The following is a 15,746-nucleotide window of genomic DNA, read 5'->3' on the forward strand; positions in this document are numbered from 1 at the left end:
GAAAACGGAATTAGTGGCTGGTCTGCTCTTTGAGCAGGGCGTCGTGCTGACGCAGACCCTGTTTCTTGGCGTAGAACATCAAGATGATGAGCGACACCACGAAGGTAGCGGTGAGGTTGGAACCCTTGGCCCCCATCAGGGCCACCAGGCAGAACACGCAGGCCACACCGGAGAAGATCATGGCGCCGATGCTGCGGGAGGTCATGCCTTCAAAACGGATCAGGTTAATGCTGGAGTAGAAGTAGGGCAGCATGGTCAGCAGCACCGCATCGGTCGTCAGCACGTTGAAGAGATCGGCCGCGTGGGCGGACTGGGAAGTGAAGGCGGTCAGGCCGACCATCAGCGCAGTCATCTTGAGGGAGCCCAGGATCAGACCCTTCTTGGCGACGCCGTTCTTGTCCACTTCGCCATAGATTTTCGGGAAGTTGCCGTCGTGGGCGGCACGCTTGCCCGCCTCGCCCACCAGCATCATCCAGGAACCCAGCGAGGTGAAGCAGGCCAGGGCGGTGAAGGCGGAGACGAACGGCGCGGACCAGCTGCCGAAGATGGCGGAGGAAGCCATGGCAAACGGGGCGCCGGAGGCAGCCACTTCACCGGCCGGGAACATACCGCTGATCACCTGGGTGGAGAGGATGTAGATAACACCCGCGATACCGGTGCCCAGCATGGTGGCGAGCGGTACGGTGCGCTTCGGATTCTTCACCATGCCGGAAGAGACGGCGGCGGACTCGACGCCCACGAAGGACCAGAGGCAGATCAGCACGGCGCTGATGACCGCATGCAGGTCGCTGCCGCTGGTGGTGTTCCAGTTCTGGCTGTAGACGGTGGCATCAAAATGACCCCAGCCCATCACGGCGGTACCCACTACCGGCAACAGGATCAGCACCAGACCCAGGGTACAGAGCCGGCTCACCCAACTGCCGCCAAGCAGGTTGACGAAGGTGAAGATCCAGACGGCGGCGATGGTGGCCACGGCGGCCGGGATCGGGCTGTTGAGAATGGGGAAGAAGACGGAGAGGTAGGAGACGCCGGTAATGGCGATGGCCAGGTTGCCGATCCAGTTGGCGTGGTAATAAAGCACACCGGTCTGGAAACCGAACACCGGGGAGATCTCGCCAGCATAGGCGATGGGGCCACCCTCTTGCGGGTTCTTGGTGGCAAGGCGGGCAAACACGAAGGCCAATCCCATGGCGCCGACCAGGCAGATGGCCCAGCTGAACACAGAGATGGAACCTATGGTGGCCAGGGCCGAGGGCAGCAGTGCAATACCGCTCCCCATCATGTTGCCGGCCACCACACCTGTACAGGCGACAAGGCCGATCTTCTTGCTCGTATCTAGGGACATAAAATCTCCGGGTCGATATTAAGGCATCAAACACACGCTTGGCGGAGCCTCCCGCCAACCAATGGCCACAGACTAGGCTCCTCGTCCCCGGAAAACATAAAGACCAGCTAAGGGATAAAAACATGAGTGAACTTTTTCGAGCAGGTGGCCTAAATCGATAAAAACACTTTAAAAACAATCGGCTGGCTGATGCGCCATCAAGCACCTTGATAAAACCTTGATATCCACCGCCCCCCTTGATGGGGCCGATAAGCGCCAGTCGACACGCCTTGATATTTTTCTGAGGGGCGTCGCGGCAGAAAGAGCGTCATTCATGACCCACCGAGTCCGGCCATGCCCGGCAGACGGGTTTGCACGACCCTTTTTGCTGGGTGTTTTTGCACCCCGTCGACCGTGAGCGCGCTATTTCCTTCGGCCGCAGCGCTATACCAGTGCTCGGCCGCCGCAACAGGCACCGGCTGGTGACCACAACCGCGCCGCGCTCCTGGCTCAAGACAACTCAAGACAATATCAAGGCTGAGATCGGGCACCTTGAGTGCCTGCAGCACGGTAAAAACCGGCGCCAGCTCGGCTGGTTCGGCGGTTCAGAGTTTCGGCGAGGAGACAGAGAGACAGTTCGATGCTGGCGCCAAGGATGGCGGCAACCATGGCTCATGCCTGCACGGGGCAAACCTGGGATGGGGATGGGTACGGCTGAGAGATGATGTCAGGCGGCACACCCGCCGGTGGCCCTAGGCAACCGGCGGGGAGCGCCGCCTTGACGACAGGGCCGGGATGGCCCCGGCGGGAATCAGAACAGCTTCACCTTGCTCTGGCCAAGGGCATTGAACAGGGCCGGGGTGAGGGTTTCCATGTTGCTGTAAAAACCGAGCTGCTGGCAGAGCAGAAAGGTCTGCTCGGTCGCCTCCATCAGGAAAGCCTGGCTGTAGGCATCCCCCGCCGCCTCGGGGCGGCCATCCAGCTCGGCCAGCTTGCCACGCAGAATGTGATAGAGCACGGAGCGGCCCCGGCTGGCGGCCTCGGCCAGCAGACGGGTAGCCTCCTGCTGCTGTCCGTTCAGGATCGCCTGCAGGGTGAGGGCCTCCCAGACCCGGGCCGGCAGGGCGGCCTGATCCCGTACCACGCCGGCCAGATGGGCACCTATGCCCTGCAGGCGCTCGCTCTGGGGCGTCCCCGTCAGGGTCGCCAGTGCCTCCCCGGCCAGATAACGCTCCGCCAGCAGCAACGGCTGATCCGGTTGACTGGCCAGCGACTTGTCGAGCAGCTCGACACCGCGTTTGAGGGCCACCGGATCCTGGCTGTTGATGTAGTAGTGCGCCTCCATCATGGCCATCAGCGCCCCGTCATCCGTCGGCCAGCCCATGCCGGGCAGCACGTCCGGCTGATCGAGGGCGCGCAGCAGATCCTGACTGCTCGCCTGCAATACCCCGTGCACGTTGTGACGGCTGAGCTGGTACTGGTGGCTGAACAGCACCCGGTTGGTGTTGATGTTGCGGTACTCCAGATCGAGATAAGTGCCCCCCGGCTGGCGGGAGACCCGCACGCTCAGCTCCTTGCCGGGCAGGATGCCCCCCATCAGGGTGTTGGCACCATACTGCACCCGCAGCGGCGTGGCGGCGGCCACCTCCCCCATCAGGGCGCGGGTGATGCCGTCGGCCAGGCGCACGTTCTCGTTGCTGCCATCCATGCCGGAGTGAAAGCGAAATACCAGCAGGTCGGGATCCAGCATGGAATGCACCTGGGGGCTGGCGTGCTGATAGCTGAGCAGGCTGACGATGGAGACCAGGATCACCGCGACGAAAACATCGAAGCCGATCATCTTCCAGCGGCTGCGGCCATCCTGGGCGTGGCTCGAGATGGCCCGGGTCAACGGGCCGGCCGGGAAGGGGGCCGCGGTGACCACGGCCTCCACGTCCTCCTCTGCCAGCGGCGGGCTCAAATCGCTCTGGACTTCGTTGCCAGCTGGCGCCATCACCACCGACACCACTTGCAGCGGCCTCACCGGCGCCACCAGCTTGTAGCCGCGCTTGGGCACGGTGACTATGTAGTCGGCGGCATCGTTGCGACCGTCTTTGAGGATCTTGCGCAGCTCGAAGATGGACTGGGTCACCACCTGATCGGTCACTTCGGCGCCGTCCCACACCTCGTTGATCAGGCAGTCACGCCCAAATACCGTGCCGGCGTTGCTGGCCAGGAAGCGCAACAGATTGACTAGCCGGGGCTCGAGGTAGACCTCGCGGTCGGGACGACACAGCATGTTGTCGTCGACGCTCAGGGTCCAGTCATGGATCTCAAAAACCGATTCGCTCATGATTCACTCGCTGCAGATGGAGACGATGCACGATGAGAGTGACGTAACACCGGGGCGGCTGGACGCAGCAGGGTGCTGCACAAGACTGGGCCGCCGGGAAGGTGAACATTCCTGTGAATCAGGCCGGGCTGGCCTGTTTACGTCCGCAGAGCGTCCTTGCGGGCATGCCGATCGGGTCGATCGGAAACAATCACTTTAAGCAAAACGGGAGCGGGATCCCACTTTTTTTGGCTACAAATCGCCGTTGAATTGATCCAACAGGGTGGTTTTGGCAAACATCGTGCCAACAGGTATCCATATGAACAGGATTTTTCACTGCCCCGCTTTCGCCCAAACTCTCGCCCAAAAAAAGAAGGCCCCCGCAGAGCGGGGGCCTTCCAGCATGGTGCGATACCGAAGCGGGCTTAGCAGTAGCCGTAGCCCAGCAGGCGCTGGTAGCGCTGCTCCAGCAGCTGCTCGGTCTCGAGCGGGCGCAGGGCGTTCAGATCCTGCTGAATGCGGTCTTTCAGGCGCTTGGCCATCTTTTCCACATTGCGGTGGGCACCACCGAGCGGCTCCTCGACGATGTTGTCGATGAGTTTCAGCTCTTTCAGCCGCTGGGCGGTGATGCCCATGGCATCAGCCGCGACCGGCGCCTTGTCGGCGCTCTTCCACAGGATGGAGGCGCACCCTTCCGGCGAGATGACCGAGTAGGTGGAGTACTGCAGCATGTTGACGCGATCGCCGACACCGATGGCCAAGGCGCCGCCGGAGCCGCCTTCACCGATCACGGTGCAGACCACCGGCACGGTCAGACCGGCCATCACTTTCAGGTTGCGGGCAATCGCCTCGGACTGGCCGCGCTCCTCGGCACCGACGCCAGGATAGGCGCCCGGGGTGTCGATGAAGGTGATGATCGGCATCTTGAAGCGCTCGGCCATCTCCATCAAGCGCAGGGCCTTGCGGTACCCTTCCGGGCGCGGCATGCCGAAGTTGCGCTTGATCTTCTCCTTGGTCTCGCGCCCCTTCTGGTGGCCGATGACCATCACCGGCTCGCCGTCGAGACGGGCGATACCGCCGACGATGGCCTTGTCATCTGCATAGGCGCGATCGCCAGCCAGCTCGTCGAAGTCGGTGAAGATGTGCTCGATGTAGTCGAGGGTATAGGGGCGCTGGGGATGACGCGCCATCTGAGATACCTGCCAGGCCCCCAGATCGCCGAAGATCTTCTTGGTCAGCTCTTCGTTTTTCTTCTCCAGCCGGCGAATGTCTTCGTTGAGATCCACGGCACTGTTGTGCTCGCTCACATGGCGCAGTTCATCGATCTGTGCCTGCAACTCGGCGATCGGCTGTTCAAAATCCAGAAAAAGACTCATAGGGACTATAGATCCTCTAATCAAAAACCAATTCAACCCGCTCTCGTCCAAGCAGGACGCGCAAGTCATCTATCAGTTGATCGGTGGGCGTCACCCGCCACTCGGTACCGAGCGTCAATCGCACCCGGGAGCCGGGGCGACGATAGTTTACCTGAACCGGACAAACTCCGGCACGGGCGGGTTCCAAAATCTCGCACAAACGCGGGAAAAAACGATCATCAATCTGCTGTTCATCGAGAGAGATGCGGATCGCCCTGGCAAAACGCTCTCTCGCATCGTTGATATCCAGTAATTCACGGGCCGACATTTTAAGGCCACCGGAGAAGTCATCAAAGCTGACCTGTCCAGAAACCACCAAAATACGGTCTTTTTGCATCAATTCTTCATACTTTTCCAGCGCTTCACTGAACAGGGTCACATCGAGGCGACCGGAACGGTCGTCCAGGGTAAAGATCCCCATCTTGTTGCCACGCTTGGTCACCATGCTGCGCGCCGCAATCACCAAGCCTGCGGCCGTGGTCACGGTATCGCGGGAGGTGGGGTGCAGATCGCACAGACGACCCGAGGTATAACGACGCAGCTCGCCGCTGTACTGGTTGATGGGGTGACCGGTGAGGTAGAGCCCGAGGGTCTCGCGCTCCCCTTCCAGCCACACCTTGTCAGGCCAGTGCGGCACGTTGGCGAACGCCTTCTTGACGTCGTCTATCTCTTCGGTGAGCACGCCGAACATGTCGACCTGACCCACCGCCTGCGCCTTGGCGTGTTGCTCGGCGGCGCGCATCGCCTCCTCCAGAGTCGCCATCAGGGCGGCGCGGTGGGGGCCGAGCCGGTCCATGGCGCCGGAGAGAATGAGCTTCTCCATCACCCGCTTGTTGAGCTTCTTGATGTCGACCCGATTGCAGAAGTCGAACAGATCGCGAAACGGCCCGTCCCGATCCCGCGCTTCCAGGATCGCATCGATGGGGCCTTCCCCCACCCCCTTCACCGCGCCGATGCCGTAGACGATGTGACCGTCTTCGTTGACGCTGAAGCGATAGCGACCGGTGTTCACATCCGGCGGGATCACGGTCAGCCCCATCCGCTGGCACTCGTCCACCAGGGTCACTATCTTGTCGGTGTTGTCCATGTCGGCGGTCATTACCGCCGCCATGAACTCCGCCGGGAAGTGGGTCTTGAGCCAGAGGGTCTGGTAGGAGACCAGCGCATAGGCGGCAGAGTGGGATTTGTTGAAGCCGTAGCCTGCAAACTTCTCCACCAGATCGAAGATCTTCATCGCCAGTTCGCCGTCGACGCCGTTCTTGACCGCCCCCTCCTCGAAGCCGGCCCGCTGCTTGGCCATCTCTTCGGGTTTTTTCTTGCCCATCGCCCGGCGCAGCATGTCAGCGCCACCCAGCGTATAACCCGCCAGGGTCTGGGCAATCTGCATCACCTGCTCCTGATAGAGAATGATGCCGTAGGTGGGCTCGAGTATGGGTTTGAGGCTCTCGTGCTGCCACTTCTCGTCCGGATAGGAGATGGCCTCCTTGCCGTGCTTGCGCTCGATGAAGTTGTCCACCATGCCCGACTGCAGCGGGCCCGGGCGGAACAACGCCACCAGTGCGATCATGTCTTCGAAGCAGTCAGGCTGCAGCCGTTTGATGAGATCCTTCATGCCACGGGATTCCAGCTGGAATACCGCGGTGGTCTCGTAGCGCTGCAGCAGGTCGAACGAGCGCTTGTCGTCGATGGGGATGGCGGCGATGTCGACCGGCGGCTTGCCCTCTTTGGCAAGGCGCGGGTTTATCATGCCGAGCGCCCAGTCGATGATGGTGAGCGTGCGCAGACCCAGGAAGTCGAACTTCACCAGCCCGGCATACTCCACGTCGTTCTTGTCGAACTGGGTGACCGGGTGATGGCCTTCGTCATCGCAGTAGAGCGGCGCGAAGTCGGTGATCTTGGTGGGCGCGATCACCACGCCACCGGCGTGTTTACCGGCGTTGCGCACCACCCCTTCCAGCCGGCGGGCCATGTCGATCAGGTCCTTGACCTCCTCATCCTGCTCGTAGAGCTCGGGCAGCTTGGGTTCGGCCTCGAACGCCTTGGCGAGCGTCATGCCCGGATCCGGCGGGATCAGCTTGGAGATGCGATCCACAAAACCGTAGGCGTGGCCCAGCACCCGGCCCACGTCCCGCACCACCGCCTTGGCCGCCATGCTGCCGAAGGTGATGATCTGCGATACCGCTTCCCGGCCGTACATCTCGGAGACGTGGTCGATCACCTCGTCCCGTCTGTCCATGCAGAAGTCGACGTCGAAGTCGGGCATGGATACCCGCTCAGGGTTCAGGAAACGTTCGAACAGCAGGTCAAATTCCAGCGGGTCGAGATCGGTGATCTTGAGGGCGTATGCCACCAGGGAACCCGCCCCCGAGCCCCGGCCCGGGCCAACGGGGATGCCGTTGTCCTTGGACCACTGGATAAACTCCATCACGATGAGGAAGTAACCCGGGAAGCCCATCTGGTTGATCACTTTGAGCTCGATGTCGAGACGCTCGTCGTACTCTGGACGACGCTCGGCCCGCACCGCCGGATCCGGGAACAGGAATTCGAGTCGCTCCTCCAGCCCCTCTTTCGACTTCATGACCAGGAAGTCTTCGGTGGTCATGTCACCGGTTGGGAAGTTGGGCAGGAAGTATTCACCGAGGCGCACCGTCACGTTGCAGCGCTTGGCGATCTCCACCGTGTTCTCCAGCGCCTCAGGGATGTCGGCAAACAGCTCCGCCATCTCCTCCTGGCTGCGCAGATACTGCTGCGGGCTGTAGCGGCGCGGGCGGCGCTTGTCCATCAGGGTATAACCGTCGTGGATGGCGACCCGGATCTCGTGAGCATCGAAGTCTTCGGCGGTGAGGAACACCACCTCGTTGGTGGCCACCACCGGCAGTGCGAACTCGGTGGCAATGGCCACCGCCATGTGCAGGTAAACCTCTTCATCGGGGCGGCCGGTACGCAGCAGCTCCAGATAATAGGCGTCGGGGAAGTGGCTCTGATAGAAGGCGAGACACTGCTCGGTCATCTGGCGGTTGCCCTTGAGCAGGAACTTGCCCACGTCCCCCTCGCGCCCGCCGGAGAGGACGATCACCCCCTTGGCGTGTTCGGCCAGCCAGGCCTTGTCGATGACCGGGCGCCCCTGCACGTGACCGCGCTGATAGCCGCGGGAGATGAGCAATGTGATGTTCTGGTAGCCGTCATTGTCCATGGCGAGCAGGGTGAGGCGGAACTGCTCGTCGCCGAGTTCGTCACTCTGCACCCAGAAGTCTGCCCCGACGATGGGCTTGACGCCCTTGCCGTGGGCGGCGCCGTAGAAGCGCACCAGGCCGCACATGTTCATCTGGTCGGTCAGCGCCAGCGCCGGCATGTTGTTGGCCGCCGCCGCGCCGACGATGGGATTGATCTTCTGCAGGCCGTCGACCATGGAGAAGTCGGAGTGGACCCGCAGGTGGATAAAACGGGGTTCAGCCATCGTCATCCCCTCTCGTTGCTCGGACTAAATTGCATGGTCTATTCGATCCCCAGTGCGCGACGCACCGGTTTGAAACTTTTGCGATATTCAGGCAGCGGACCGCGCTCGGCCAGGATGGCGAGGTGCTCAGCGGTCGGATAGCCCTTGTGACGGGCGAAACCGTACTCGGGATGACGGCTGTCCAGCTCGGTCATCTCCGCATCGCGAGTCACCTTGGCCAGGATGGAGGCGGCGCTGATGGCGGCTACCAGGCTGTCACCCTTGACCACGGCGCGGGCTTCCATCGGCAAACTTGGGCAACGGTTGCCGTCGATGAAGACCAGCTCGGGCGCGATGGAGAGCCCCGCCACAGCGCGCTGCATCGCCAGCATGGTGGCGTGCAGGATGTTGAGCTCGTCGATCTCCGCCGGGCTGGCACGGCCAACGGACCAGGCCAGCGCCTTCTCTTTGATCTCGTCAAACAGGGCGAGACGCTTCTTCTCGGAGAGCTTCTTGGAGTCATTCAGCCCGATGATGGGATTGGCCGGGTCAAGAATCACCGCGGCGGTGACCACGTCACCCACCAGCGGGCCACGGCCCACCTCGTCCACACCGGCAACCAGCCTGTCGTCAGGAATATCGATCATCATCTTGTAGCCTTGAATCAAAACAGGCCCCGCAGGGCCTGGCGTCACGTTGGCGCAGCCCCTGCGGCCGCCCGGAAGTTATCTGCCGAGCAGCTCGGCCACCGCTTCGGCCGCCTGCTGATCCGCGTTGCAGCGGATGAGCTGGTGCAGCTCGGTGAAGGTATTCACCAGCGCGCTGTTGTCGTGCTCGAAGAACTTGCTCACCTCGACCACCAGATTCTCCGGGGTGCACTCGTGCTGGATGAGCTCGGGCACCAGCATGCGCCCGGCCAGCAGGTTGGGCAGGGAGACGAATTCGGTCTTCACCAGCCGCTGGGCCAGCCAGTAGCTGAACGGCTTGAGCTTGTAACCCACCACCATCGGCTTTTTCACCAGCATGGCTTCGAGCGCCGCGGTGCCGGAGGCGAGCATCACCACGTCGGCGGCGATCATCGCCTCGCGGCCCTGCCCTTCCAGCAGCACCATGTCGAGATCCGGCGCCACTTCGGCCTTGATGGCCATGAATTGCTCACGCCGTTTCTGGTTGACCAGCGGCACGATGAAGCCGAGATCCGGATAGCGCACCATCAGGTGCTTGCAGGCCTCGAGAAACAGGGGCGACATAAAGCCCACCTCGGCGCTGCGACTGCCCGGCAGCACCGCCAGCCAGCGCCGGTTGGCGTCGATGCCGAGGGTTCTGCGTACCGCGGCCTGATCCGGCACCAGCGGGATGTCGTCCGCCATGGTGTGGCCGACGAAGCGGCAAGGGGCATCGAAGCGGTCGTAGAAGGCTTTCTCGAACGGCAGGAAGGCAAGCACCATGTCGGTGGCGGCCTTGATCTTGTGAATGCGGTTCTGGCGCCAGGCCCACACCGAGGGGCTGACGTAGTGAACCGTCTTGATACCGGCGCGGCGCAGTTTGAGCTCCACCCCGATATTGAAATCCGGTGCATCCACCCCGATGAAGATGTCGGGCGGATTGGCGATGAAGTGGCGCAGCAGTTCGCGGCGGACCTTGAGAATGCGCGGCAGACGGCCCAGCACCTCGGTGATCCCCATGACGGAAAGCTCTTCCATCTCGAACAGCGCCTTCACGCCGAGGGCCTGCATGCGCGGCCCGGCGATCCCTTCGAACTGCGCGTCCGGGTAGCGGGCCTGCAGCTCGCGCACCAGGCCGGCAGCCAGAATGTCGCCGGAAACCTCTCCGGCGACGATACCGATGCGAACGGGATCAGGCACGGATGATCCCGCGCTCGTTGTCTTTGAGGAAATCCACGTAGAGCTGGATTGCCGGCTCGCTGGCCGCCATCTCGATCAGCACCGGCAGCACCTCTTCGATGGTCTTGCCGGAGCGGAAGATCTCCTTGTAGGCGCGCTTGACGGCGGAGATCGCCTCAGCACTGAAACCGCGGCGACGCAGCCCCTCGGAGTTGACCCCGAACGGCTTGGCGTAGTTGCCAGCGGCCATCACGTAGGGCGGCACGTCCTTGTTGAGGGCGGCGCAGCCACCGACGAAGGCGTGGGAGCCGACGCGGCCGAACTGGTGGATCGCGGAGAGACCGCCGAAGATCACGAAATCGCCGATCACCACGTGGCCCGCCAGGGTCGCGTTGTTGGCGAAGATGCAGTTGTCACCGATGATGCAGTCGTGGGCCACGTGGACGTTGACCATGAACAGGTTGCCGCTGCCGATCTTGGTCAGGGACTGATCCTGGATGGTGCCACGGTGCACGGTGCAGTTCTCGCGAAAGACGTTGTTGTCGCCGATCTCGAGGAAGGTGCGCTCGCCGGCGTACTTCTTGTCCTGGCAATCCTCACCGATGGAGGTGTGCTGGAAGATCTTGTTGCCGCGACCAATCTTGGTCGGGCCCTTGATCACCACATGGGAGCTGACCCAGGTGTTGTCGCCGATTTCCACCTCGGCACCGATGACAGAAAAGGGGCCGATTTCAACCCCTTTACCGATGACGGCAGACTCATGGACGACGGCAGTATCGTGAATGATGGCAGTCTGGTCGATCACGTGTGTTAAACCTCGCGTTTGGCGCACATCAGCTCGGCGGTACAGACCACTTCACCGTTGACCGTGGCCACACCGGTGAACTTGGCGATACCGCGACGCTCTTTCAGGAATTCCACGTCGAGCACCAGCTGATCGCCGGGGCCCACCGGACGCTTGAAACGAGCGTTGTCGATTGAGGCAAAGTAATAGAGTTCGTTGGGAGACGGCTTGCCCACCATGGTAAACGCCAGGATACCGGTGGCCTGTGCCATGGCTTCCAGGATCAGCACGCCGGGGAACACCGGCTTGGCCGGGAAGTGGCCCTGAAAGATCGGCTCGTTGAACGAGACGTTCTTGATGGCACGCAAGGTCTTGCGCTCATCGCTGATCTCGTAGTTTTCCACCTTGTCCACCATCAGGAACGGATAACGGTGGGGCAGCAGATCCATTATTTCCTGGATACCCAGGCTCTTCTTTTCAGTAGTCAAAACAGTACCCTATACCAATCGTGATTATTCTTGGTCCAGCTTCTTCTCAAGCTTGCTCAACCGCTTGTGCATCTCTTCGATACGCATCACCCGGGCGGCGGTCTTGCGCCACTCTTTATTGGTTTGCAGGGGAATGCCGGAAGAGTAGACACCGGGCTCGGTAATGGGTCGCATCACCATGGCCATGCCGGTAACGGTGGCCTGGTCGCAGATCTCCATATGCCCGTTAAAGACGGAGGCGCCGCCAATGATACAGTATTTGCCAACCTTGAGACTACCTGCCATCACAGTGGAGCCCGCCACGGCAGTGCCGTAGCCGATCTCGACGTTGTGGGCGATCTGGCACTGGTTGTCGATGATGACGTTGTCAGCGATGCGGGTATCTTCCAGCGCGCCGCGGTCGATGGTGGTGCAGGCACCGATCTCGACCCGGTTGCCGATGGTCACGCCGCCGAGCTGGGGGATCTTGATCCACTCGCCGCGCTCGTTGGCATAACCGAACCCATCGGCCCCGATCACTGTGCCGGATTGAACCAGACAGTCGGTGCCCATGGTGATGTTGTGATACAGGGTGACGTTGGCCCACAACCGGGAGCGAGCTCCCAGTCGGGTATTCTTGCCAACGAAACAGCCCGGGCCAATGCGTACATCATCCCCCAGCACGACGCCGGATTCGATCACCGCATTGGCCCCGATGGCCACTCTCTCGCCCAGTTGCACGTCCGCCGCGATGACGGCGCTCGGATGGATATCCGTGGCCGGCTGCGGGGTGGTGTCCAGCAGTTGGGCTACCCGGGCAAAGCCCACATAGGGGTCTTTGAGCACCAGGGCATTGGTGGGACAAAATGGCAGATCCGCTTCTGTGATGAGCACGGCGGTCGCCTTGCTCTGCTCCAGATAATGCCGGTACTTTTTATTGGACAGGAAGGTGATGTCCCCCTCCCCGGCCTTTTCCAGTGTCGCTACCTTGCGGATTTCCAGGGTTCCGTCGCCATGGACCTGGGCCCCCAGTTGCTGGGCCAGCTGTGCGAGAGTGAATGCCATCAATTAGTTGCTCTTGCTTACCTGAGAAATAACCTGGGCAGAGATGTCCAGCTTGCTGGCGGCATACGGGGCGGCATTGCGCTCCAGCACCAGATCGTAACCATTGCTCTTGGCGATGGAATCGATGGCAGCCTGCACCTTGGTCAGGATCTTGTTGCGCTCTTCGGACTGACGGCGACCGTTGTCCTGTTCAAACGCCTGACGCTTCTGGTTGAACTCCATCTGCAGCTTGGCCAGTTTCTCCTGGTTCTGTTTCTTCTGCTCGGCGCTCATGAAGGCTTCGTCCTTCTTGAACTTCTCGACCAGTTTCTGACCGTCGGATTCCAGCTTCTGCAGCTCACGCATGCGCGGCTCGAATTCGCCTTTCAGCTTCTTGGAGACTGCTTCACGCTGGGGCAGCTTTTGGAATACTTCGCCCATGTCGACCACGGCGATCTTGGTCTCGGCCAAGGCGGAGCCCATGCCGGCAGCCATCAGTGCAAAACTCAAACCAGCTACTTTCAACGCTTTATTCACACTTACTCCTTGTTCCCTCATGTGAGGGCTACCTGATTTACCTGATTATGCAAGTGGTACCCGGACCGACTTGTTACCTGGTGAGGCACGCAAGCTGCGCGTCCCATCATTGAATACCCCCACCGCTGGGTGGGGGCAGAGTCCGTCCTTAGAAGGTACGGCCGATGTTGAATGAGAAGAACTCGGTCCGGTCGCCCTCGTACTGCTTGAGCGGACGGGCAATCGCGAACACCAGCGGGCCCATCGGGGAGAGCCACTGCAGCGACAGACCGGCCGAGGCGCGGTAGTTGGTCGGATCTGAATAGTCGGCCAGATAGTTGCAGCCGCTGAAGCAACGGTTGCGGTACTGGTCATAGTCGAAGGTGGTATCCCACACGGAGCCGGCATCGATGAAGAAGCTGGTCCGCAGTTGCGGCTGATAGGTCTCGGACGCAAACGGCGTCGGCACTATCATCTCGAGGGAGGCGACCGCCAGGGCGTTGCCGCCCACCGAGCTGTCGGTGCCCTGGATGACGTCGTTGCCGCTCAGGTTGTAGTAGTAGAGCGCCTTCGGACCCACGGTATTGCTCTTGAAGCCGCGCAGGGTATCGAAACCACCGGCGAAGTAGTTCTCGAAGAACGGCAATACGTGGTCATAGCTGCCGTTGCTGCCGTAGCCGTTGCCGTAAGAGGCACGCGCCTTGGCCATCAGCACCCACTTGTGATCCGCATCGAACGGGAAGTAGTGCGCGTCTTCGGCGTTGAGCTTGAAGTACTGCAGATCCATGCCCGGCACGGTCACCTTGGCGTTGACCCGCTGACGGTCACCGGCGGTGGGGAACTGGCCCTTGTTGAGGGTGGAACGGGTCCAGCCGGCGGTGACGTCGACGGTGTTGAACACCATGCGGTTGTCGCCATCCTTGTTCTCGCTGTACACCTTCCAGAACTCATCCACCTGCAGATAGGGGTTGGGCTGGGACAGTTTGTTGTTTTCGACCCCGAGACTGAAGTCGAGGCGGTTGTTCTCGTTGACCGGGAAACCACTGGAAAGGCGGAAGCCGATGGTGGTGTTCTCGTAGTCCACGATGTTGGCATCGGCCGCACTGAACTGGTTGTAGTAGAGACGACCGCCCAGACTGACTCCGTCCACGGTGAAGTAGGGATCGTTGTAGCTGAGGTCGACGCTCTTGGAGTACTTGTTGGTACTGGCGGAGATGCCGATCTTCTTGCCGGTCCCCATGAAGTTGTCCTGCTGCAGGCCCGCCTGCAGGCTCAGGCCAGATTCGGTACCGTAACCCACACCGGCGTTGATGGAACCGGCCGGTTGCTCCTTGACCTTGAAGTCCAGATCGACCTGGTCATCGCTGCCCGGCACCCGCTTGGTGTCCACTTCGGCGGTTTCGAAGAAGCCGAGGCGGTTGAGACGGGTCTTGGACTGCTCGACGCTGTCGGAAGAGAGCCAGGTGCCCTCCATCTGACGCATCTCGCGGCGCAGCACTTCATCCTTGGTGGTGACGTTGCCGGTGAAGTTGATGTTGCGCACATAGACGCGGGGGCCTGGCTCAATGTTGACGATGAGCTCCACTTCCTTGGTCTTATCGTTGACCTGCGGGAAGGTGACCACTTTCGGGTAGGCGTAGCCGTAGCGACCGAGGAACTTGGAGAGCACCTCTTCGGTGTGGGTCACCTGGCTGGCGGAGTAGATGCTGCCGGTCTCGATGGGGATAAGCCCCTTCATCTCGCCACCACGATCGATCAGATCGCCCTTGAGCTGGATGCCGGACACCTTGTACTGATCCCCTTCCTTGACGTTGAGGGTGACGTAGACCCCCTTCTTGTCCGGGGTCATGGAGACCTGGGTCGACTCCTGGGTAAAGCGGATGTAGCCGCGGTCCATGTAGTAGGAGCGCAGAGTTTCGATGTCGCCGGCCAGTTTCTGCTTCTGGTAGCGCTGGTCACCGGTGAAGTTCCACCAGGGCACGTCGTCCTTGAGGGAGAGCTGGGCCAGCAGCTTCTCTTCCGGGAACACGTTGTTGCCGACGATGTTGATCTGCTGGATCTTGGCCGCTTCCCCTTCCACGAAGGTGAACTTGAGGTCGACCCGGTTGCGCGGCAGCGGGGTGACGATGGCCTTGACCTTGGCGGAGTACTTGCCCACGCCGTAGTAGAAATCTTCCAGCCCCTTCTCAAGGGAGCTCAGCACGGTGCGATCCAGCGGATCACCCACCCGGATGCCGGAGGACTCCAGGCTCTGGGTCAGCTGCTCTTCCTTGATATCCTTGTTGCCGGAGAACTCGATGCTGGAGATGGTCGGCCGCTCTTTGACCGCCACTTGCAGCACCTGGCCGTCGCGGTAGACCTTGACGTCCTCGAAGTTGCCGGAGGCATAGAGCTTCTTGATGGCGTTGGCCAGCGTCACGGAATCGACGGAATCGCCCACCCGGATCGGCAGGTTCAGCAGGGCGGCCCCCAGGGTCACCCGCTGCAGACCTTCAACCTGAATATCTTGCACCACAAAAGAGGCAGGGGCCGCCTGGGCCAGGAAACTGGCACCCAGCAGGCAACTCAACACCAATGCTTTTTTAACAGCCATTTTGTTCTTATG

At 61.3% G+C, this 15,746-nt stretch carries 11 protein-coding genes; all 11 read right to left on the reverse strand.

All coding sequences use genetic code 11. The features are described 5' to 3' along the window. Nucleotides 1-10: 10 nt before the first annotated feature. Nucleotides 11-1,345: a cadaverine/lysine antiporter gene (gene cadB / locus AACQ43_RS04475; RefSeq protein WP_076361117.1), complete on the reverse strand. Its 1,335-nt coding sequence runs from the start codon at nt 1,343-1,345 to the stop codon at nt 11-13. A 790-nt stretch (nt 1,346-2,135) separates the two neighbouring features. After that, nucleotides 2,136-3,656 (reverse strand): lysine decarboxylation/transport transcriptional activator CadC, encoded by a 1,521-nt coding sequence (cadC, locus tag AACQ43_RS04480; RefSeq protein ID WP_168966172.1) that lies wholly within the window; start codon nt 3,654-3,656, stop codon nt 2,136-2,138. 404 nt (nt 3,657-4,060) lie between these two features. After that, the gene (gene accA, locus AACQ43_RS04485) at nt 4,061-5,011 is read right to left on the reverse strand and encodes an acetyl-CoA carboxylase carboxyl transferase subunit alpha (protein WP_026080159.1); all 951 of its coding nucleotides are present in this window, start codon (nt 5,009-5,011) and stop codon (nt 4,061-4,063) included. A gap of 16 nt (nt 5,012-5,027) precedes the next feature. Further along, nucleotides 5,028-8,507, reverse strand: a complete 3,480-nt coding sequence (gene dnaE / locus AACQ43_RS04490; protein WP_076361424.1) for a DNA polymerase III subunit alpha — start codon at nt 8,505-8,507, stop codon at nt 5,028-5,030. A 38-nt stretch (nt 8,508-8,545) separates the two neighbouring features. Continuing rightward, entirely contained in the window at nt 8,546-9,136 is a 591-nt protein-coding gene (gene rnhB, locus AACQ43_RS04495; RefSeq protein WP_026080161.1) for a ribonuclease HII, read from the reverse strand. A 75-nt stretch (nt 9,137-9,211) separates the two neighbouring features. Beyond that, nucleotides 9,212-10,351, reverse strand: a complete 1,140-nt coding sequence (gene lpxB / locus AACQ43_RS04500; RefSeq protein WP_168966174.1) for a lipid-A-disaccharide synthase — start codon at nt 10,349-10,351, stop codon at nt 9,212-9,214. Then, a complete protein-coding gene (gene lpxA / locus AACQ43_RS04505; protein WP_168966176.1) occupies nt 10,344-11,135 on the reverse strand; it encodes an acyl-ACP--UDP-N-acetylglucosamine O-acyltransferase in 792 nt (263 codons plus the stop codon). The genes lpxB and lpxA overlap by 8 nt, the downstream gene beginning before the upstream one ends. A gap of 5 nt (nt 11,136-11,140) precedes the next feature. Continuing rightward, entirely contained in the window at nt 11,141-11,602 is a 462-nt protein-coding gene (fabZ, locus tag AACQ43_RS04510; RefSeq protein ID WP_010634777.1) for a 3-hydroxyacyl-ACP dehydratase FabZ, read from the reverse strand. A gap of 24 nt (nt 11,603-11,626) precedes the next feature. After that, on the reverse strand, nt 11,627-12,646 hold the full coding sequence (gene lpxD, locus AACQ43_RS04515) for a UDP-3-O-(3-hydroxymyristoyl)glucosamine N-acyltransferase (RefSeq protein ID WP_011705102.1): 1,020 nt from the start codon (nt 12,644-12,646) through the stop codon (nt 11,627-11,629). Nucleotides 12,647-12,649: 3 nt separating this feature from the next. Continuing rightward, nucleotides 12,650-13,162: an OmpH family outer membrane protein gene (locus tag AACQ43_RS04520; RefSeq protein ID WP_011705101.1), complete on the reverse strand. Its 513-nt coding sequence runs from the start codon at nt 13,160-13,162 to the stop codon at nt 12,650-12,652. Between the two features lie 148 nt (nt 13,163-13,310). After that, nucleotides 13,311-15,734: an outer membrane protein assembly factor BamA gene (gene bamA, locus AACQ43_RS04525; RefSeq protein ID WP_039212963.1), complete on the reverse strand. Its 2,424-nt coding sequence runs from the start codon at nt 15,732-15,734 to the stop codon at nt 13,311-13,313. Nucleotides 15,735-15,746: the final 12 nt, after the last annotated feature.

The sequence above is a fragment of the Aeromonas sp. DNRA1 genome (assembly GCF_963888745.1).
Taxonomy (GTDB): domain Bacteria; phylum Pseudomonadota; class Gammaproteobacteria; order Enterobacterales; family Aeromonadaceae; genus Aeromonas; species Aeromonas hydrophila.